Genomic DNA, 19,008 nt, shown 5'->3' on the forward strand with positions numbered 1-19,008 from the left:
GTTGAAATACAAAACGCCCGATGCGATGCATCGGGCGTTGGGGTGAAACAGGTGTAAACCTATTTCAGGACTAGACAGTACGTCAATGTGGTTTCGAGGTGTGTTAACTCGCATGTTATCGACGTCGTAAACCGGACCACCCTCTGAAATCAGCTCCACGTGATGTATCTCATGCGAGATCCTTGAGCCTGCCACATCCGAAATATCGACACGCGGGGCTTTTCCTGCTCGCATACGATCCAGATCCCTTCGCGAAAACTGGGAACTCAATTCCGGCCTTTTCGATACGGCGGTCCAGAACGCTCGTCGGAATGCATCGAAGCTGGAGAAACGACGTCCTCTTAATTGACTGGCCATATTGGTTGGAATTGGCGCTCCGAGTCCGGAACGGGCAGTGTCGAGCCATCGTCCCTCCACATCCTCACCCACCCCCGTCACAACCCCCGGCTCATACCGCGTGCTGAGCACCACATAAATCGGTGCCAGCCCCGCATTCGCCGGAAACCAGACGATTGCGTCGTGATAACCCGGCGGATGCTGCGGATTAACGAGGATGCGGTCAGTCTTCTCGCCCGGCGGATACACCCAGATCGTCGGCAGCGGCGGGGCGCCTTCGAGGGCCGGGATGGAGGGGGCGTCATCGGGGTTGGCGGCGGGTGTCCAGGTCAGCCCGATGCCGTGGCCGAGGTCGGCGACGAAGTGTTCGCCTTCTTGCCGGGCTTTGATGACCGGGACGAACTCCCAGTCCTTCTTGCCACCCGTGTAGAAGCCGTAGGCACTGATGGAGCCGTCGGGCAGTGTCTTGGCATTGAAGCGCACGCGGGTACGGCCGCAGGTGAGCTGCGCGTATTGTTCGTTGGTGTAGAAAGCGCTGTCGGACGAGATATCGGTGTTGGGGATCAACAATGCCAGGGTGCCGGCGGCACTGGCGCCGCTCAGCAGGCTGAGCCCGAGCGAACCACCGAGCCGTTGCCCTAGCGCCCGACCGGTGCCGGAGCCCGCCACCCACTTCAACGGAACGCCTTCAGCGCTGATCGGCACCTGGCTGCCGAGGACGGCCCACTGACCATACTCGGCCAACCGTTCGGTCGGGATGAAACCGGCCGGATTATTGTGATCGATCACGCCGTCCGAAAGGTTGCAGCTTTTGGCGAACACACAACCCCGGCCGGGCGCTTGCGGACGCTGCTCGATCTGGCGCAAGTGCCGATCTTCATACGCCTGCTGGCGGGCGATCATTGCATCGTAGGTCGCTTGCCGTGCTTTGAATTCGGCCAACTCGGTCTGCGTCATGTCGCGGGGAATGAGCCTGCCGTTTCCGCCACCGGCCATTCCGCCGCGATGCTCCCAGACCTGGGGAATGTCCTTGTCCCGCGCCATGGTTGTTTTTCTGCATGTAACCGAAGAAGCGCGAAACCTAACCGGGATGCTCCTGACCTGGCGTTAGGACGTTTCCTAAATGCAGCGCTGAAATTTCCTGTTTCGCGGTGTTGCTGCGGTTTCCCCAAACCTCACTCGATTTCTGTAATGAAGCTTTTATGACAAAAGTTCGGTAGCACATCGCCAGTCCGGTCATGCCTATGTAACGCGCTTGAGGGGGCCTGAGGGCCGCTTTTCACAAGCCGAGGCGGGACGCCGGGAGTGAGGCAATGGGGACTATGGAACGCTACTCGAAAGTGGGCATGCAGGAACTCGATCAACGCCTGTCGAAGATCGTCGAAGCCGCGCGCAAGAAGCCGGTTTCGGTGTATCGCTACGGCGCGCCGTGGGTCTGGATCGTGTCGCAGGATGACTGGCAGGGTGCCTTGAAAGAGGTCTCCAGCTACATTCCGCCGGGACATTCGCTGGTGCTGCTGCGCCCGCAGATCGACGATTTGCTCGATGCCCACCGCGACCTTCTGCACGACCTCAATACCCGGCCCGGCATGCTGATCGCCCCGCAGACGGTCATGCACATCCTGCTGCTGCAACTGCTGTATTCGGTGCCCAGCGAGCAGCAGCTCTACGAACAGCTCAATTACAACCTGCTGTTCCGCTGGTTCGTCGGCCTGGGCCTGAACCAGAAAGTCTGGAGCTTCAATGTCCTCAGTCGCGACATCGCCACGCTGCTCAACGAGCCGCGTGCGGTGCAGCTCATCCAGAAAATCATCGGTGAGGTGTTCTGCGGCGCGCTGCTGCAGATGCCCGAGTTCTCGCTGAACTTCGCGCTGCTGCACACCTGGCTGGGCAAGCACACCGGGGCGCCGCACGTCAGCAATTAACAACGCCAGTAACTGACGCACACGCAAGGCGCACGAGCGCCAACAGGTCATCGCGAATTTCAGGGGGTAGTGTGGAACAGATTTTCACGTCACGGCTGGCGCTGTGGGGCTGGCTGCTGGTGACGGCCGGCGTGCAGCCGGCGTTCGCCGAGGAGGCCGAAAACGCAGCGGCGCAGCGTCTGGTGGACGTCAACGAATACTTCGTGCGCGGTAACACCGTGCTCGATGCGCGGGCGATCGAGGAAGCGGTGTACCCGTTCCTCGGCCCGCAAAAAGCCTTGAGCGACATCGAAGGCGCGCGGGATGCCCTGCAGAAGGCCTATCAGGAGCGCGGCTACCAATCGGTGTTCGTCGAACTGCCGGAGCAGGCGGTGGCCGACGGCATCGTCTACCTGCAAGTCAGCGAAACCAAGGTCGGCCGGGTGCGGGTGGTCGGCGCCAAACACTATTCGCCGCTGGATATTCGCGACAACGTCCCGGCGCTGAAGGAAGGCGAGGTACCGGACTTTGCCAAGGTCCAGGGCGAACTGGCGCAGCTCAACAAGACCCCGGGTCGCCAGGTGATGCCACTGGTGCGCGAAGGCCAGCGCCCCGGCACCATGGACGTGGACTTGCAGGTCGAAGACCAGAACCCGTGGACCGCCAGCGTCGGTTTGAACAACGACTACAGCGCCGACACCGAAAAACTGCGCACCGTCACCAGCCTTGGTTACAACAACCTTTGGCAGTTGGGGCACAGCGTCAACCTGACGTTCTTCACTGCGCCTCAGGAAACCGACAACGCCAAGGTCTGGTCCGGCTCCTACACCGCACCGCTGACCGAGCGCTGGAGCGTGCAGTTCTCCGGTTACCAGTCCGACAGCAACGTCGCCACCCTCGGCGGCAGCAACGTGCTCGGCAAGGGCCATTCATACGGCGTAGCGGCGATCTACACGATCCCGTCCAGTGGCAACTGGTCGAACTCGCTGTCGGTGGGCATCGACTTCAAGGACTTCGACGAGCGCCTGACGCTGTCCGGCGAAAGCGACAAGGTGCCGCTCAAATATGCACCGTTCACCTTCGCCTACAACGGCTATCGCTACAGCGAAAAGAGCCAGCTCGGTCTCGGCCTGAGCCTGGTCGCCGCCACCCGCAGCCTCTTCGGTTACGGCAGTTCCGACGAAGACTTCGACTACAAACGCTACCGCGCCAACCCGAGTTTCGCCGTGCTCAAGGGTGATACCAACTTCACCTGGACCTTCGACAGCGACTGGCAGAGCGCGAGCAAAGCCGCGTTCCAGCTGGCGTCGGGGCCACTGGTTTCCAACGAACAATTCTCCGCCGGCGGCGCGACTTCGGTACGCGGTTATCTGGCCGCCGAACGCACCGCCGATGACGGCTTCCTGCTCAGCGAAGAGCTGCGCACACCGTCGCTGGCCAAGTACGTCGGCGGCTGGATGCAGGATTGGCGCTTCTACGCCTTCGCCGAAGGCGCGCAACTGTACCTGCGCGACGAACTGCCGGATCAGGACGCCAATTACGCCCTGGCCAGCGTCGGCCTCGGCACCCGCGCCAGCCTGAGCAAATGGTTGTCCGGCAGCCTCGACTGGGGCTACCCGCTACTCGAAGGGCCGAACACCTCGAAACAGGAATCGCGCCTGCACTTCAACCTTCAGGCCACTTTCTAACAGGAGCACTTTTCATGCAGCGCCTTTTCCTTTCGTTGTTGATCTGCCTGGGCTTCGTGCTCCCGGCCACGGCTCAGGCCTGGTGGCAGGACGACTGGCACTACCGCAAACAGATCGCCGTCGACACCACGCCGCAAGGCGCCGCGATCAATCAGGCCCTCGGTCGCACCGCGCTGCTGGTGCGCCTGCACACCGGCAACTTCACCTTCGACGGCGTGAAAGAGGACGGCTCGGACCTGCGCTTCGTCGCCGCCGATGACAAGACCGTGCTCAACCACCAGATCGAAAGTTTCGACGCACTGATGGGCATGGCGCTGATCTGGGTCGATGTGCCGAATGTCGAGGGCGGTCAGCGGCAGGACATCTGGATGTACTACGGCAACCAGAAGGCGCCGGCCACCGGCAACGGCCAACTGACGTTCGATCCGAATTACACCGCGCTCTATCACTTCGACGGCGCCACCGGCACCCCGGCGAAAGACACCACCGCTTACGGCAACAAGGCGCAAAGCGCGACCGGCGCCGCGATTGACGGCGTAGTCGGGCGGGCCTTGCAGTTCAGCGGCCAGCCGTTGTTGCTGCCAGCCAGTCCATCGTTGCAGCACAACGCTGGCAGCGCATTCACCTTCAGTGCCTGGTTGCGTCTGGATCAGGCCGATGGCGAGCAACTGATCCTGGCCCGCCGCGAAGGCGCCAACAGCCTGCTGGTCGGTGTGAATCAGGGCGTACCGTTCGTGGAGATCGACGGCCAGCGCGCCGTTGCCACTCAACCGCTGAATCCGGGCCAATGGCAGCACGTCGCACTGACCGCTGAAGGCGCGAAAGTGACGCTGTACATCAACGGTCGCGAAGGTGCGGCACTGGCCCAGGCGATGCCGGCGTTCAACTCGGTCATGGCCATTGGTGCTGATCTTTTCCCGAGCGCGTTCCAGCCATTCGTGGGCGCCATTGATGAACTGCGCCTGTCGAAAGTCGCCCGCCCGGCGCCGTTGTTGCTGGCCGACGCCACGTCCCAGGGCGCCGAGTCAAAACTGGTGGCTTACGGCGTCGATGAAGAACAGTCCGGCTTCGGATTCGGCAGCCTCGGCTTCCTGCTCAACGCGGTGCCGGTGGACGCCTGGGTGATCATCGCGGTGCTGGTGCTGATGATGTTCCAGTCGTGGATCATCATGCTGCGCAAGAACCGCACGTTGAGCCGTGTCACCGCCGCCAACGAAGACTTTCGCGTGCAGTTCGCCAAGGTCGGCACCCGCCTGGAAATGTTTGCCGATGACGCCCAACTCGCCCAGCGTCTGCAGCACTCGCCGCTGTGGCGCCTGTACCTGGTGGCCGTGAAAGAGATCCGCACCCGCCGCGAGCAGGGCGCCGATACCTCGTCGGTTTCGGCGGCGACCATCGAAGCCATCCGTTGCTCGATGGACGGCGTGCGCACCCGGGAAAACCAGCAACTGGGCTCGAAACTCTCGACCCTGTCCAACGCTATCGCCGGCGGCCCGTACATCGGTCTGCTCGGCACCGTACTGGGGATCATGGTGGTGTTCCTCGGCACGGCGATGGCCGGCGACGTCAACATCAACGCCATTGCGCCGGGTATGGCCGCCGCGTTGCTGGCCACCGCCATGGGCCTGTTCGTCGCGATCCCGGCGCTGTTTGGCTACAACCGCCTGATCACCCGCAACAAAGAGGTCAGCGCCGACATGCGCGTGTTCGTCGACGAGTTCATCACCCGTCTGGCGGAGATGCACGGCGAAGGTCAGTCCAGTGAAGCGGCGCATCAGCGCGGGCATCACGCCAACCACTCCGTACCGGCCTGAGGAGCACAAGCATGGCGTCCGTAAATGCCTCCCACGACGATGACGAAGATGCCGCAGTGGACAGCATCAACATCACGCCACTGGTGGACGTGCTGATGGTGGTGCTGGTGATGTTCATCCTCACCGCCACCGCGCAGGTCTCCGGGATCCAGATCAACCTGCCCAAGGCCAGCGCCGCCGTGTCGCTGTCCGAGGCCAAGACCAAGGCGATTTCAGTCAACGACGGCGGGCAAGTATTCCTCGACGCTTACCCGGTGACCCTGCCGGAGCTGGAAGAGCGCCTGCGCATCGAGAAGGCGCAGAACCCGGACTTCCCGGTGATCGTGCGCGGCGACGCCACGGTGCAGTACCAGAAGGTCATCGAAGTGCTGGATCTGCTGCGCCGGCTCGAACTGTCCCAGGTCGGTCTCGTCACCGGCAAACCGACGCAGGGCTGAGTGATGACTGCACAACTGCCAATCGAGCCTTTGCCGGTGAAGAAGTCGCCACTGCGTTACGTGAAGTGGGGCGCCGGGCTGCTGCTGGGCGCCGTCGCGGCGTTTCTGTTGTGGCAGTGGGCCAACGACATGAGCGGCATCCGCCGGGAGGCGCCCAAGGTGCCGACGATCATTCCCTTGCCGCCACCGCCACCGCCGCCGCCGGAAAAACCGCCGGAGCCGGAAACCCCGGTGGAAGAAAAAGTCGTCGAGCCCGAGCCAACGCCAGAGCCAGAGGAGGTCAAGCCCGAGGAAGAAGCACCGCCATCGCCGGCGGACGACCTGGCCAACCCGATGCAAATGGACGGCGACGCCCAGAGCGGCAGCGACGCATTCAACATCGGCGCGGGCAAGGGCGGCGGCATGGCCGGTTCCGGCGGTGGGCGACTGGGCAACGGCACCTACAGCCAGTTCCTCGCGTTCACCTTCCAGAAGCTGCTGCGCGAGAACCCCGACCTGCGCAACCTCGCGTTTTCGCTGCAGGCCGATGTGTGGCTCAGCAGCGTCGGCGAGATCACCCGGGTCGAGCTGACCAAGTCCAGCGGCAACCCCGAGATCGACAGTCAGGTGCTGGCCGCATTGCGTAACGCGCCCCATCTGAGCGAACGGCCCCCGGCCTCCATCACCTTGCCTGTGCGCATGTCCCTGCAAGGACGGCGTCCGGGTTAACCGAATTCATAAAGCTGTATGAAAAGGAGTTGTGTGCAGATGATTTCCAACGTGAATCGATTGTCCCTGGCGGTCGGCATGGTCATCGCGACCCTGGTCGGTCAGGCCGCGGCAGCGCCTGCGCCCTCGGAGAACGCCACGATCAATCTGATCCGCTTGCTGGTCGAGCAAGGCATTCTGAAACAGGACAAGGCCGACGCTTTGATCGCCCAGGCCCAGAACGAAGCGGCCCAGGCCAAGCAGGCTGCGGCGTCCACCGCCGTGGCGGCGGGGCCGGTCGCTGCGCCGGGGGATGTGCGGGTGCAATACGTGCCGGCCGCGGTGCGCGACCAGATCCGCGATCAGGTCAAGGCCGAGGTCATGGCCACCGCCAAGCAGGAAAACTGGGCCGCGCCCAACACCTTCCCGGACTGGGCGTCACGCATCAGCTTTGACGGCGACATTCGTCTGCGTGACGAATCGCGCTATTACTCGGGCAACAACAGCAACGAAATCGTCGACTTCGCCAAGCTCAACAACAATGGCCCGTACGACGTGAACCCCAACAGCAGCACCGCGTTGCCGCCGTTGCTCAACACCCGCGAAGACCGCGAAAACCTGTTCCGCCTGCGCGCCCGGCTGGGCATGAAAGCGGAGATTTCGCCGCAATGGACCGCCGGCATCCGCATCGGCACCGGCTCGGACAACAACCCGGTGTCGACCACCCAGAACCTCGGCGGCGGCTTCTCGAAAAAAGACATCTGGCTCGATCAGGGGTATCTGACCTGGAAACCCTCGGATGAGTTGACCCTGACCGGTGGCCGCTTCGCCAACCCGTTCATGTCCACCGACATGCTGTATTCCAACGACCTGAACTTCGACGGCGTGGCGGCGATTTTCGACCACAAGCTCAGCCGCGACTGGGGCGTGTTCGGCACCGTCGGCGCGTTCCCGGTGGACTACACCAACGACACCACCACCAGCAACGGCTTCGACAAGGAAGAAAGCGACAACAAATGGCTGTACGGCGCGCAGATCGGCGCCAAATGGGCGATCAACAGCAACAACCGCCTGAAAGGCGCGCTGGCCTACTACCGCTTCGACGACATCGAAGGCCAGCGTTCCAGCCCTTGCGAACCGTGGGCCGGCGCGCCGGGCTGCGACAGCGACGGCACCCGCGCGGCGTTCATGCAGAAGGGCAACAGCGTGTTCCTGCTGCGTGACATCACGCCGAACCCGCTCAACCCCAGCACCACGCCACAACCGCAGTTCGTCGGCCTGGCGTCCGAATTCAACTTGCTGGATCTGAACGTGGTGTGGGACGCCGACCTTCCCGAAGACTTCAAACTGCGCAGCCAGGGCAACTACATCCACAACCTGGGCTACGACGAAGGCGACATGCGCAAGCGTTCGGCCGGGCAACTGGTCAACAACCTCGACAGCAACGGCAACATCGAAAGCGGCGCCAATGCGTGGATGGTCCAGTTCACCCTCGGCAACGCACTGGAGCTGAAGAAGCAGGGCGACTGGAACCTGTTCGCCGGCTACAAGTACATCCAGCCGGATGCCTTGCCGGACGGCTTCAACGACTCGTCGTTCCACCTCGGCGGCACCAACGCCAAGGGCTACTTCCTGGGCGGCAATTACGGTCTGGCGAAGAACGTCTACGCCACCGGCCGCTGGCTGAGTTCGGAGGCGGTGTATGGCGCGCCGTTCGACATCGACGTCATGCAGCTTGAGATCAATACGCGCTTCTAAGGCGCCGGGAGAGGGTTATGAAAATCCGCTTTTTATGGCTTGGACTCGGGATGTTGATCGCTACCGGGGCGAGCGCCGAAGGCATGGAAGAACGCCTGCGCACGCAATTGCGCAGCACCACCCAGCAGCTGCAAACCCTGCAAAGCCAGCAGGCCCAGGCCAGCGCCGCGCAACTGGCGGCGCAGAACGAGGCCAAGGCAGCCCAGGCGCAAATCAAGCAATTGACCGCCGAACTGGCCAAGGCCAAAGGCCTCGCCGAGCAACTGGCCGGGCAGCAGCAAAGCCTGCACAGCCAGGCCCAGGCGCAAGTCGCGGCGAGTAACGAGCAGATCGGCAAGTTCAAAAAAGCCTACGACGAGCTGTTGGTCATGGCCCGTGCCAAAGAGGCCGAACGGTCTAAGCTTCAAGCGCAATTGACTGAACGTGACACACAAGTACAGCAATGTTCGGTCAAGAATCAGCAAATGTATGGGGTGGCCAAGCAGATTCTCACCGCCTACGAAAACATCGATGTGGCCGAGGTGATGAAGATCCGCCAGCCCTTCGCCGGCAGCGCCCGGGTCAAGTTCGATGAGCTGGCTCAGGGCTTTGGCGATGAGCTGTACAAGACCCAATTCGACGCGCCGCAAGCCGCGATTGCACACTGATAGACAAGGAAGAAGTCATGACTCAATTGATCTCCCACGTATCCCCGCAATCCCTGACCGACGTGCTGCAAGCCGCCGGTTACCGCGTCAACCAGACCGAACAGAACGGCATCGTCCAGTTGCTCAGCGCCAGCCAGGGCATCGGTTACGCCGTGCGTTTCGGCAACCCGTCGGTGGCGGAGCAGGGCAGTTACGTCGACTTCACCTTCAGCTGTGCGTTGCGGGTACAGGGTGAATTGCCGGCGGGTGTGGCCGAGCAGTGGAACGCGACTCGCCGGTTTGCCCGGTTGTCGTTGCAGGGCGAGTTTCTGGTGATGGAAATGGACGTGGTGGTGGCTGCGGGCGTCAGCAACGATCACCTGCGCGGCAACCTGGAATTGTGGGATCGCCTGCTGCAGGAATTCATTGTGTACCTGCGTGATTTCACCCAGTCCGCCGCCGTCGCCCAGGCTCCCAAGGTTGAGCAAGAGGAAGTCGCACTGTGACCAAACCTGCCATGGTAATCAGCGCCGCTGCGGTGGCGCTGTTGGTGGTGGCCGTGGCGCTGGTGGTGCGGCCGGGCAATGACCCGGTCGCCGCCCAGCAACCGGCGCCGGTGATTGCGGCGAATGCCGGGCCTGCGGTGGCACGGTTGGGTAATCAGCAGGTCTCACCGGAGGAATTGCAGGCGCTGCTGGCGGCCGTACCACCACAGACTCGCGAGCAACTGCGCGGCAATCGCGAGGCGCTGGAGCGCTGGATCCGTTCACGCCTGGCCGAAAAAGCCGTGCTGGAACAGGCCGACGCCCAAGGCTGGGCGCAGCGTCCGGACGTGGTGCGGCAGACCCGCGCCGCCACCGAACAGATCGTGTTCCGCGACTATTTGCAGTCGGTGAGCCAGGTGCCGGCGGATTACCCGAGCGCTGCCGAGTTGCAGCAGGCGTATGACGCCGGCAAGGCCAATTGGCAGACGCCGGCGCTGTATCGGGTCAGTCAGATCTTCCTCGGGGTGAATGAGCCGCAGAGTCTTGAAACCGTGCGCAAGCAGGCGACGGAGCTGAGCAAGAAAGCCCAGGCAACCTCGGTGGACTTTGCAGCGCTGGCCAAGGCATTTTCCCAGGATCGCCTCACTGCCGAACGCGGCGGCGACAGCGGCCTGCAACCGTTGCAGCAACTGGTGCCGGAAGTGCGTGGTGCGGTGGCGCGGCTCAAGGTCGGCGCGGTTTCCGATCCCGTTCAAAGCAGCGCCGGTTTCCACGTGATCAAACTCACCGAACAACAACCGGCCCGCACCGCGACCCTCGACGAACTGCGTGACCAACTGACCCAGGCCCTGCGTGCCCAGCGTCAGGAGCAGATCGCCCAGGCCTATCTGGACGGCATGCTCAACACCGCGACGCTGAGCATCGACGGCGCCGAGCTCAACAAGGTGCTGGAGACCAAACCCTAAACGCTGCACCCCCAAACAAAGATCGACAGGGAGTCATCGATGTCATTCACCGAACCTGCAGCACGACAGAGCAGCGCCGATTTCCGCTGGCCCCGGGACAAGGACGAACCCTGGCTGGCGCAAGCCGCGACCCTCGACGGCGACGTCGCGCAATACTTTCTGGTCAGCGCTCGATGCGGCTGCTTCATGCAGGCCGCCCGCAGCCTCAACGTGCGCTCGACCCTGTTGCGCAAGCAACTGGCGCAGCTCGAACAGCAACTGCAATGCGCGCTGTTCAGCTTTCAGGGCAGCGCCCTGAGCCTGACCCGCGAAGGCCAGCAGTTGCAGGCGCAACTGATCGCCCTGGCCCACGAACGCAAACTGCCGGTGATCGAGCAGCCGTTGATAAGGCTGGCCGTCGCCGAATCGATCCTGCATGACATCCTCGGTCGCGACCTCATCGCACTGCTGCGCCGCAACGCCAGCGTGCGTCTTGAAATCATCGCCCTCGACAGCGAACTGGCCCTGCGCGCCGTCAGCGCCGACCTTGTGCTGTGGCTCGCCCACGGCGACACCCCGCACCCCGGCCCGACTTTCGCCACCAGCGAGCCGCAATGCCTCGCGCAACTGGAATACCAGCCGCACATCGCCAAACGCTACTCCCGCGTGACTGCACGCCCGGAAAGCCCGGATGACCTCGCCGATTTCATGCTGGTGCAATGGCAGCATGACCGGCAGATCGACAGCTTTCGACCGTGGAATGAACTGGTCGAACAGCGGTTGGCCGGGGTGGTGCAGATGCAGTCTTACGAGCTGATGCTGGAGATGATCCGCTGCAGCGCGTGCATTGGTTTGCTGCCGATGTACATGAGCCGGTTTGATCGCGGATTGGTGGCGCTGCCGGGGTTGTTTGACGAGGCGATGCGGTTGCAGGCTTGGCTGGCGGTGAACAACGAGTCGCAGGATATTGAGGAAGTGCAGGTGCTGCTGGAGCTGATTCAGCGGACGTTTAGTGAGCGTCGGGAGTGGTTTGAATAATCGCGTGAAAAATGACGGATTTATTTCATTAAACAAATCCGTCATTTTTGCTTGGTGTGTGCAGACCGTCGCGGGTGAACGAGGAGTCATGGTATTAGATAGATGGAATTAGCGAAATGGTCTGGACGATCCAAGTGGATATACTGCCGACCACTATAATATTGCAGCCAAAAGCTGCGAGTATGTCCGACAGGCCCTTCAGTCGATGACCATACAGAGTGAGTTGCTCCATCGACCCATATACTTTTGTTGGTGAAACTGGGGTAGTGGTCTTGAAGTTCTTGTAGCGTTAGTAGTCTTCCATCGTGCGCCGCTGCGATCTGCGTGGCGATTTTCCAAGTTTGTGATTCAACGTGAACAAGTTGCTGCGCTATACCCGTCGTTCTCACCTCGTAACTCTTGGATTGATTCGCTTCATCACTAGCGGTGATAGTTGCAACACCGTTTGCTCTGGCGAATACCCCTCCCTCTGAATCAACCATTGCAACGTCTGTGTTGCTGGAACGATACGTAATGATTCCACTACCGCCGCTCGCTTTCCGATGAACATGACTTTTGGGGGCTGGGGCAGATGGGTGCTTGTAGAACTCAGGGAGTTCTCCAGAGAGAGCCGTAACGTAAAAATGTTTGCCGGGCAACTCAACCGGAGAGGTGTCGAATACCAGTTCAGGCGCACTGACCCCCACGACCTGCGCCTCGGCGGTTTTGGAAACCCCGATGACGTTGCCTGCCCTGATGTGTTCGAACTTGACCTTCACCTGACTGTTGGCAACCACCTTCACATTGGGAATTGGCCAAGAAAACTGCCCCGGAACATGGCCGATCGGCAAAGTCTCATCGTGGGTGGCAACCATCGCACCATTCAACCATGCCTCGAACGTTAGATGAATCCGATCCCCCCCTTGCCAAATTGAGGGAACCAAGTGAACCAGCGCCCACAACGGCCCACCCTTCATCTTGTCCAGATCAACGGTGGTCGGATCATCATTATTATCCCCGAGAACTTCCACAAGAATCGGTACTTCCGACTCCGAAGCACTCACGGTCAACTTCCATTGGTCGAAGGGTGCCGAACTTGAGTTTGCACGCAAGCCAAAGGTGTGCATCCCGTCAAGCATGTTCAGCTCCTGATGGAGGTAGCGGCCGCTCTGGTTAAACACGCTGTCGGGTGGCGTCAGAACCTTAAGGGTGCCGCCATGGGTGTCGGTTATTTCCAGCGGATCTCCGGGCGGCCCGTCAGCTCCAATCTCAATGCCTTCGGATTGCGTAATATCGGGGTTATTCAGCGGGGTCCCGCCCGGGTGCGTGGTAAAAAAAGAGAAAAACGGATTCTGGGTGCTCATGGCAAACGATCCTTCGTGATTTGAATGACGCCGCAGTGGCCTCAGCCATCGAACGCCATTCGCCTGGAGCATCGCTACTGTCAACTCTGACAGTAGTGACGAGTGGTCATGATTGATTCACCCCCGTTTTCTACATGGACCCGCAGGCCGTTCTTTTTTAGCGGATCAAACAGCCGAATCCGCCGCCACCTCCAGATTATCCAGCACCTGATTCACCGCCAATTCCGCCAGCATGATCAGTTGCCCGATGCCCAGCAGCACATGCCGCTGCGGCGCATCGATCATCCCGGCGAAATCGCTGGCCATGGTTTTGGCCGAGGTCAGGGTTTCGCAGGCGTCGGCCAGCAGTTCTTCGCTGTCGATGCCGGGGGCGATGAGGTAGCGAGTGTTGGGCTTGAGCAGCGGTTTTCTGGGGAGTAGGGGATTGAAGTAGTGATCGAGGGCGCGTTCGGCGGCTTCGTGGAAGGTTTTTGAGTCGAGGGATTCGTAGGGCGAGGTGGTGTCGGTTTCGGGTGGGTTGGGTGTTGGTTTGATCATGATTGAATCTCCAGAGTCATGGAGCCGCCACGATTCGCTGCGATACGAAGAGGTGGCAGCTATACGCGGGTCGCAGACCGGGACTCTAGAACCGGCAGACCCGAGGGTCTCCCACGTACAGCCGCCATAAACTGGAGGATGTTGTGCGTCTAGAGATCGCGGGCTGCGAGACCCGATCGCTGATTCGTCAGCGACCCGGAAACGATAAGATCCAGCCTCAAGGCGCACAAGCCGGCGGATTCTGGCGGATGCGTAGGCAATGGCGCAAGGCGTTGTGGCTTGCCGGACGTTTCGGTCAACGGCTTTAAACAGTCATGGCGAGTTCGTGAAGAAGCGGTTTACAGTGACCGGCCACGCACTGATCCAGGAGGGATCTTTCATGCCTGAGCACAACCCCGCCATTCATCTCGAGCGCTTCAACGAATCCCACGTCGAGGGCATCACCGCGCTCTATAACGACCCGGCCGTGACCCGGCAGGTGTTGCAGATGCCGTTTCAGACCACCGAGGTCTGGCGCAAACGTCTGGCGCCGGACAACGAGCGGGTGGTGCAACTGGTGGCGCTGCATCAGGGGGTGGTGATCGGCAATCTGGGGCTGGAACAATACTCGCGAATTCGCCGCAGCCATGCCGGCAGCATTGGCATGGCCGTTGCGGTGGCGTGGCAGGGCAAGGGCGTGGGTTCGAAGCTGTTGGCAGCGGCGCTGGATATCGCCGACAACTGGATGAACCTGCACCGGGTCGAGCTTTCGGTGTACGCCGATAACGAGGCGGCGATCGGTCTTTACCGCAAGTTCGGCTTCGAGACCGAAGGCCTGTTTCGCGACTACGCCGTGCGCGACGGGCAGTGGGTCGATACCTTGAGCATGGCGCGGCTGCGTCGGGTTACGGCTTGACCCGTTGATCCGCGTCGACGTACTGGAACACTGTTGCAATCACGATGGTCAGGTCGATGTTTCTCGGATTCATCGCGCGTTTGCTGTTCAGCCTGCGTTCAGGGCGCTATTTCAGGTAACGGCTTTTCGTGGTTACAACCTTCTGCCACTGTTTTTGAAAGCCCTACGTCAGGACGCCAGGGCTCCAGGTTCCATTCCGGCTTGTCCCGGGCAACCATCAGATGACAGATCAACTGGTGGCGCAGGCCATGGGTGTTTGTCCAGTAACGGCTGTTGGCGTAATCGCGGCTGAGTTCGTCCCATAAATAGGCCGTCCCTTCCGGAGGTGTGCGTCTGGCACAGTCGGTTGGCTTGATGGAAAGCGTCCACTCGTAGCTCCGGTAGATCCATTGCGCGCTGGCGACGTAACTCGTGCAGCGTTCTACCGTCTGGATGTAGCTGTCTGCGTCTGTGCGCTCGGATGCGCGCACGTCGACCGGAGAGGTTGCCATTTGCGCGCAAACAGCCAGCAACGCCATCCGTGGTGCGCCGATTATTCTGTGCATGATGTGTCCTCAGCTTTTTGCGGGCAAGTTGTGGAGTTGCTGCCGACGCTGCGGCCCTTAAAGCGTCAGCCTGAGAAACCAGGAAAAGATGATGTTGTCGAGAGAGCCCGTGCGCCGGATAGTGAAGTTGAACAGGCCTGGTTTTCCCTGATTGCCGCTGTACCAGCTTTGCGGAACCGCGACATCGGTGTAGGAGGACTGAGTGACAGGAAACTCGCTGCTGTCGTAACGGGTGGTGCCGACGAGCAACGAGATACGCCCCGTATATTGTGCTTCGAGGGTGGGGTAATAGATTCTGAGGTTGGTTCTGCTCGCGTTGAGCGTCGGTTCCGGGAGGTGGTGCTTCTGAGCGGTGACGGTCAGATCGAGATCCCTGGACAGATAGGTCTTCGGGTCATTCGGAATCTTGACGGTATAGGTGACTTCAGCCTTGCTGCCTAAACAGTCGATCACCTCATGTCGAGGTATGAGAAACCTCAGCGTTTGCCCGGCGTATGTAACGGTTTTAATCTCGCTGCCGTAGGTGGTGGCGCGACCCGTCCAGTAAACCTTGACGGTCTGTCCCGGCGCCGAGCCTGTGTACTTCACGTCTACGGTCGCGTGTTGTGCTTGGTAAAAGTTCTTGTCGAAGTCCAGCACTGTACCGTTCGAGCCCGTTGCTTCCAGTACTTTGGGAGGAAGCAAGTCCAGGTCGGGCTGTTTCACATGCACGTCGACGGTGGTGGTTTTTGACCAGATCGATAATGGCCCTGATGAGTTGCTGAGGCTGTCGGTCACTCGGTAACGAATGGCGAATTGCGCGTTGTCCTGCCAGAAGTCTTTGGCAAGGAGCTTTATTACCACTTGGCCACGCTTAGCCTCTGCTGCGGTCACTTTATGCGGATAGGCCCTGCCATCAAGATCAAGATTGATGTCGTCGCCTTCTCGCATGTAGGTGTAGGTCAGTGTGGCATCGACTCCGTTTGCCGCCTCTATGGGGCCCACGCTTGTGTGGGACAGCGACAGGATCAGGTTCGAATTGTCCCCGGAGCCTGGCACTTCTCCCCCCGGGCGCGGAATGTGGACGAGCGTCAACAGTTCAATTGAATCCGTTCCTTCGGGCTCCACTGTATTCGTGACCCGCACCACCAGCGTGTTGATGCCGTCATTGAAAAAGGCTTTAGGGACGTTGTGGTCGAAAGACTTGTTTTCTTCTCCCGTTTGAATGGATTTGATGAACATTGGAGTGCCTTTGTTGATGATCAACCAGGCACTGTCGTTCACCGTCTGATTGTCCCAGGGAATAATCTCCAGGCGCAGCGAATCGTTGGTCATGTTGAAGAGCGCAAGGGGTATGCCGTAGTGAGGCTTCACAGCAGGGTTGGGGTAGTAAATAGGGTTCTGGACTCCCCCAACGACTTTCGCGGGATACACCACAAACGGGCTATTCATCTTTTGCACTCCAGTGTCCTTGACGGTAGTTGCGTGACCTGCATCGGGTACCGTCATCAAACACCGCATACTGCTTTTTGCCTACTGTCAGATCTGACAGGTAAACCCCGAAAAAACCTCCCGTTCGTCGAATCTGTCGGTGAGGTATCAGCCATCTGATCCACGTTTTGTCGTACGTCGACTCATTGAACCTGCCATGATCGACCTTCGCGGTATCGCTACTCTTCGAGGGCAATCAGATGGACGACGTACAGCAACTGGGCGAGATGCTTCGCCACTATGCCGACAGCGAAGCGCACAAGAAGCAACTGTTCGAGACGCAGTCGGCGACCTGGGCTACACGAATTACCGAGTTGTTCGGGCAGATCCAGCAATGGCTGGAACCGGTGCAGGCGCCGGGGTTGCTGGCGGTAAATCGCGAACCCTATGTGGCGTCCGGGCCGAGCACCCCGGTTGAGACCTCAACCTTCAAGACTGAAAAGCTGAGCATCGTGATTACCGGTAAACCGGTGGAGTTCGTGCCGGATGTGATGGGCAGCGGCGGGCAGATTTCGTTGGCGGTGATGGGGCTGACAGCGGCGCGTTACGGGAGTGTTTCGTTGGTGGGGCTACCGGGCGGGGAGTGGCAGTGGCGCAAGACCAATGGCTTGAAGGACCCGGATACCTTTGCCTTCGATGCGAATTTTCTCGCGCAGCAACTGCAGAGCCTGATCCCCCGCGACCGAGGTTGACACACTTGATCGTTCCCACGCAGAAGGTTCGACGCCTCGACGTGGGAACGATCATTGGAAGTCGCTCACATCTTGAGATTGACCCACCCCGGCTTCGCCACCTCCGGCGCCACCGCCTTCACGGTTTTACCGGTAGCCAACTCCACCCGCCGCGCCACCTCCGGATCATCGGCAAACGGCGTCAGACTCGCCTCATCCAGGCTTTCGGCCGTCTCGTAGCGCAAGCAGTACTCAACCGCCAGCCATAGAAAGACCACACCCAACACATTCAATAAAACATCGAACATGACCAGCTCCCTTGATCAGGCGATCTGCGCTTCACGGTGGGCCATCGCAACATCCGCCACCCGCACCGTGCGCCACACGTTATAGGCCATCAGCAACATGCCGCTGAGGAAGAACACCCCGCCGGCAAAGCGCACGATGAACCCCGGATGGCTGGCCTGCAGCGTTTCGACGAACGAATAAGTCAGCGTGCCGTCCTCGTTGATCGCCCGCCACATCAAGCCCTGGGTAATCCCGTTGACCCACATCGAGGCGATGTACAACACCGTGCCGATGGTCGCCAGCCAGAAGTGCAGATTGATCAGCGGCGTGCTGTGCATGCGCTCGCGGCCAAAGACTTTGGGCACCATGTGATAGGTCGCGCCGAAGGTGATCATCGCCACCCAGCCGAGGGCGCCGGCGTGGACGTGGCCGATGGTCCAGTCGGTGTAATGGGAGAGGGCGTTGACGGTCTTGATCGCCATCATCGGCCCTTCGAAGGTCGACATGCCGTAGAACGCCAGCGACAAAACCAGGAAGCGCAGGATCGGGTCAGTGCGCAACTTATGCCACGCGCCTGAAAGGGTCATCATGCCGTTGATCATCCCGCCCCAGCTCGGCGCCAGCAGGATCAGCGACATCGCCATGCCCAGCGACTGCGCCCAGTCCGGCAGCGCGGTGTAGTGCAAATGGTGCGGGCCGGCCCAGATGTACAGGGTGATCAGCGCCCAGAAGTGCACGATCGACAACCGGTACGAATACACCGGTCGATTCACTTGCTTGGGCACGAAGTAATACATCATCCCGAGGAACCCGGTGGTCAGGAAGAACCCCACCGCGTTGTGCCCGTACCACCACTGCACCATCGCATCGGTGGCGCCGGAATACACGGGATAGGACTTGAACCAGTCCACCGGAATCGACAGGTGATTGACGACGTGCAGCATGGCGATCACCAGGATGAACGCGCCGAAGAACCAGTTGCCGACGTAGATGTGCCTGGTCTTGCGCTGCACCACGGTGGTGAAGAACACCACGGCATACGCGACCCAGACCACGGCCATCCACACCGCGCCGGAGAATTCGATCTCGGCGTATTCCTTGGTGGTGGTGTAGCCCAGCGGCAGGGTGACCAGCATGATCACGATGACTGATTGCCAGCCCCAAAAGGTGAAGGCGGCGAGTTTGTCCGAGTACAGCCGCACCTGGCAGGTACGCTGCACGGCGTAGTAACTGGCGGCGAATTGTGCGCTGCCGGCGAAGCCGAAAATCACCAGGCTGGTGTGCAACGGTCGCAAGCGGCCGAAGGTGGTCCACGGCAGGTCGAGATTCATGTCCGGCCATACCAGTTGCGAGGCGATCCATACCCCCATCGCCATGCCCACGACGCCCCAGAAAACAGTCGCGATGACGAATTGGCGGACGACCTTGTAGTTATAAGCCTGTCCGATTGTTGCTGTGCTCATGGTCAGTTCATCCACGGTTGCAAAGTCTTGCCAGGCCACCCGGTCTGGCACGAGCTGCACTGTAGAAACCCCACCGGAA

General features: G+C 60.7%; 19 protein-coding genes. 12 read left to right on the forward strand and 7 right to left on the reverse strand.

What is annotated here, in order from left to right:
- Positions 1-1,380: S-type pyocin domain-containing protein (locus ACKJSM_RS20505; protein WP_410238652.1), on the reverse strand; the 1,380-nt coding region annotated here is incomplete at its 3' end.
- A 269-nt stretch (positions 1,381-1,649) separates the two neighbouring features.
- Here ACKJSM_RS20505 and ACKJSM_RS20510 point away from each other — a divergent pair.
- The 10 genes from ACKJSM_RS20510 (at position 1,650) to ACKJSM_RS20555 (ending at position 11,717) form a co-directional block, all read left to right on the forward strand.
- Positions 1,650-2,261, forward strand: coding sequence for a transposase (locus ACKJSM_RS20510; protein WP_236182610.1), 612 nt, complete (start codon positions 1,650-1,652; stop codon positions 2,259-2,261).
- Between the two features lie 71 nt (positions 2,262-2,332).
- Positions 2,333-3,928, forward strand: a complete 1,596-nt coding sequence (locus tag ACKJSM_RS20515) for a ShlB/FhaC/HecB family hemolysin secretion/activation protein (protein WP_410238653.1) — start codon at positions 2,333-2,335, stop codon at positions 3,926-3,928.
- Positions 3,929-3,942: 14 nt separating this feature from the next.
- Positions 3,943-5,742, forward strand: a complete 1,800-nt coding sequence (locus ACKJSM_RS20520; RefSeq protein WP_410238654.1) for a DUF2341 domain-containing protein — start codon at positions 3,943-3,945, stop codon at positions 5,740-5,742.
- 11 nt (positions 5,743-5,753) lie between these two features.
- Positions 5,754-6,179, forward strand: a complete 426-nt coding sequence (locus tag ACKJSM_RS20525) for an ExbD/TolR family protein (RefSeq protein ID WP_007955109.1) — start codon at positions 5,754-5,756, stop codon at positions 6,177-6,179.
- Between the two features lie 3 nt (positions 6,180-6,182).
- Positions 6,183-6,887 carry an energy transducer TonB gene (locus ACKJSM_RS20530; RefSeq protein WP_108561698.1) on the forward strand — a complete coding sequence of 235 codons (705 nt, stop codon included), beginning with the start codon at positions 6,183-6,185 and terminating at the stop codon, positions 6,885-6,887.
- Between the two features lie 39 nt (positions 6,888-6,926).
- The gene (locus ACKJSM_RS20535) at positions 6,927-8,624 is read left to right on the forward strand and encodes a putative porin (protein ID WP_236182615.1); all 1,698 of its coding nucleotides are present in this window, start codon (positions 6,927-6,929) and stop codon (positions 8,622-8,624) included.
- 17 nt (positions 8,625-8,641) lie between these two features.
- Positions 8,642-9,271, forward strand: coding sequence for a DNA repair protein (locus ACKJSM_RS20540; RefSeq protein ID WP_410238655.1), 630 nt, complete (start codon positions 8,642-8,644; stop codon positions 9,269-9,271).
- A gap of 17 nt (positions 9,272-9,288) precedes the next feature.
- Positions 9,289-9,756 (forward strand): YbjN domain-containing protein, encoded by a 468-nt coding sequence (locus ACKJSM_RS20545; RefSeq protein WP_410238656.1) that lies wholly within the window; start codon positions 9,289-9,291, stop codon positions 9,754-9,756.
- Between the two features lie 11 nt (positions 9,757-9,767).
- Positions 9,768-10,700: a peptidylprolyl isomerase gene (locus tag ACKJSM_RS20550; RefSeq protein WP_410238721.1), complete on the forward strand. Its 933-nt coding sequence runs from the start codon at positions 9,768-9,770 to the stop codon at positions 10,698-10,700.
- Positions 10,701-10,739: 39 nt separating this feature from the next.
- Positions 10,740-11,717: a LysR family transcriptional regulator gene (locus tag ACKJSM_RS20555; protein ID WP_410238657.1), complete on the forward strand. Its 978-nt coding sequence runs from the start codon at positions 10,740-10,742 to the stop codon at positions 11,715-11,717.
- Positions 11,718-11,803: 86 nt separating this feature from the next.
- Here the strand turns inward: ACKJSM_RS20555 and ACKJSM_RS20560 are convergent, their stop codons facing one another.
- Both ACKJSM_RS20560 and ACKJSM_RS20565 read right to left on the reverse strand, forming a co-directional pair.
- Positions 11,804-13,060, reverse strand: a complete 1,257-nt coding sequence (locus ACKJSM_RS20560) for an Ig-like domain-containing protein (RefSeq protein ID WP_410238658.1) — start codon at positions 13,058-13,060, stop codon at positions 11,804-11,806.
- Positions 13,061-13,225: 165 nt separating this feature from the next.
- Positions 13,226-13,597 carry a DUF6124 family protein gene (locus ACKJSM_RS20565; RefSeq protein ID WP_410238659.1) on the reverse strand — a complete coding sequence of 124 codons (372 nt, stop codon included), beginning with the start codon at positions 13,595-13,597 and terminating at the stop codon, positions 13,226-13,228.
- A 379-nt stretch (positions 13,598-13,976) separates the two neighbouring features.
- Between ACKJSM_RS20565 and ACKJSM_RS20570 the strand changes: the two genes are divergently transcribed.
- Complete coding sequence (locus ACKJSM_RS20570) at positions 13,977-14,492, forward strand: GNAT family N-acetyltransferase (protein ID WP_410238660.1); 516 nt, start codon at positions 13,977-13,979, stop codon at positions 14,490-14,492.
- Positions 14,493-14,590: 98 nt separating this feature from the next.
- On the opposite strand, the gene ACKJSM_RS20575 is transcribed toward ACKJSM_RS20570, so the two are convergent.
- Both ACKJSM_RS20575 and ACKJSM_RS20580 read right to left on the reverse strand, forming a co-directional pair.
- Positions 14,591-15,037, reverse strand: coding sequence for a DUF2599 domain-containing protein (locus ACKJSM_RS20575; protein WP_410238661.1), 447 nt, complete (start codon positions 15,035-15,037; stop codon positions 14,591-14,593).
- 57 nt (positions 15,038-15,094) lie between these two features.
- Positions 15,095-16,468, reverse strand: coding sequence for a hypothetical protein (locus tag ACKJSM_RS20580; RefSeq protein ID WP_410238662.1), 1,374 nt, complete (start codon positions 16,466-16,468; stop codon positions 15,095-15,097).
- A 239-nt stretch (positions 16,469-16,707) separates the two neighbouring features.
- On the opposite strand from ACKJSM_RS20580, the gene ACKJSM_RS20585 reads away from it, so the two are divergent.
- Entirely contained in the window at positions 16,708-17,199 is a 492-nt protein-coding gene (locus tag ACKJSM_RS20585; protein ID WP_410238663.1) for a hypothetical protein, read from the forward strand.
- A gap of 65 nt (positions 17,200-17,264) precedes the next feature.
- Here the strand turns inward: ACKJSM_RS20585 and ACKJSM_RS20590 are convergent, their stop codons facing one another.
- Together ACKJSM_RS20590 and ccoN are read right to left on the reverse strand one after the other, a co-directional pair.
- Complete coding sequence (locus ACKJSM_RS20590; protein ID WP_410238664.1) at positions 17,265-17,486, reverse strand: cbb3-type cytochrome c oxidase subunit 3; 222 nt, start codon at positions 17,484-17,486, stop codon at positions 17,265-17,267.
- A 15-nt stretch (positions 17,487-17,501) separates the two neighbouring features.
- Complete coding sequence (ccoN, locus tag ACKJSM_RS20595) at positions 17,502-18,929, reverse strand: cytochrome-c oxidase, cbb3-type subunit I (RefSeq protein ID WP_410238665.1); 1,428 nt, start codon at positions 18,927-18,929, stop codon at positions 17,502-17,504.
- Between the last annotated feature and the right edge of the window lie 79 nt (positions 18,930-19,008).

The organism is Pseudomonas sp. PHC1, assembly GCF_046487845.1.
Taxonomy (GTDB): domain Bacteria; phylum Pseudomonadota; class Gammaproteobacteria; order Pseudomonadales; family Pseudomonadaceae; genus Aquipseudomonas; species Aquipseudomonas sputi.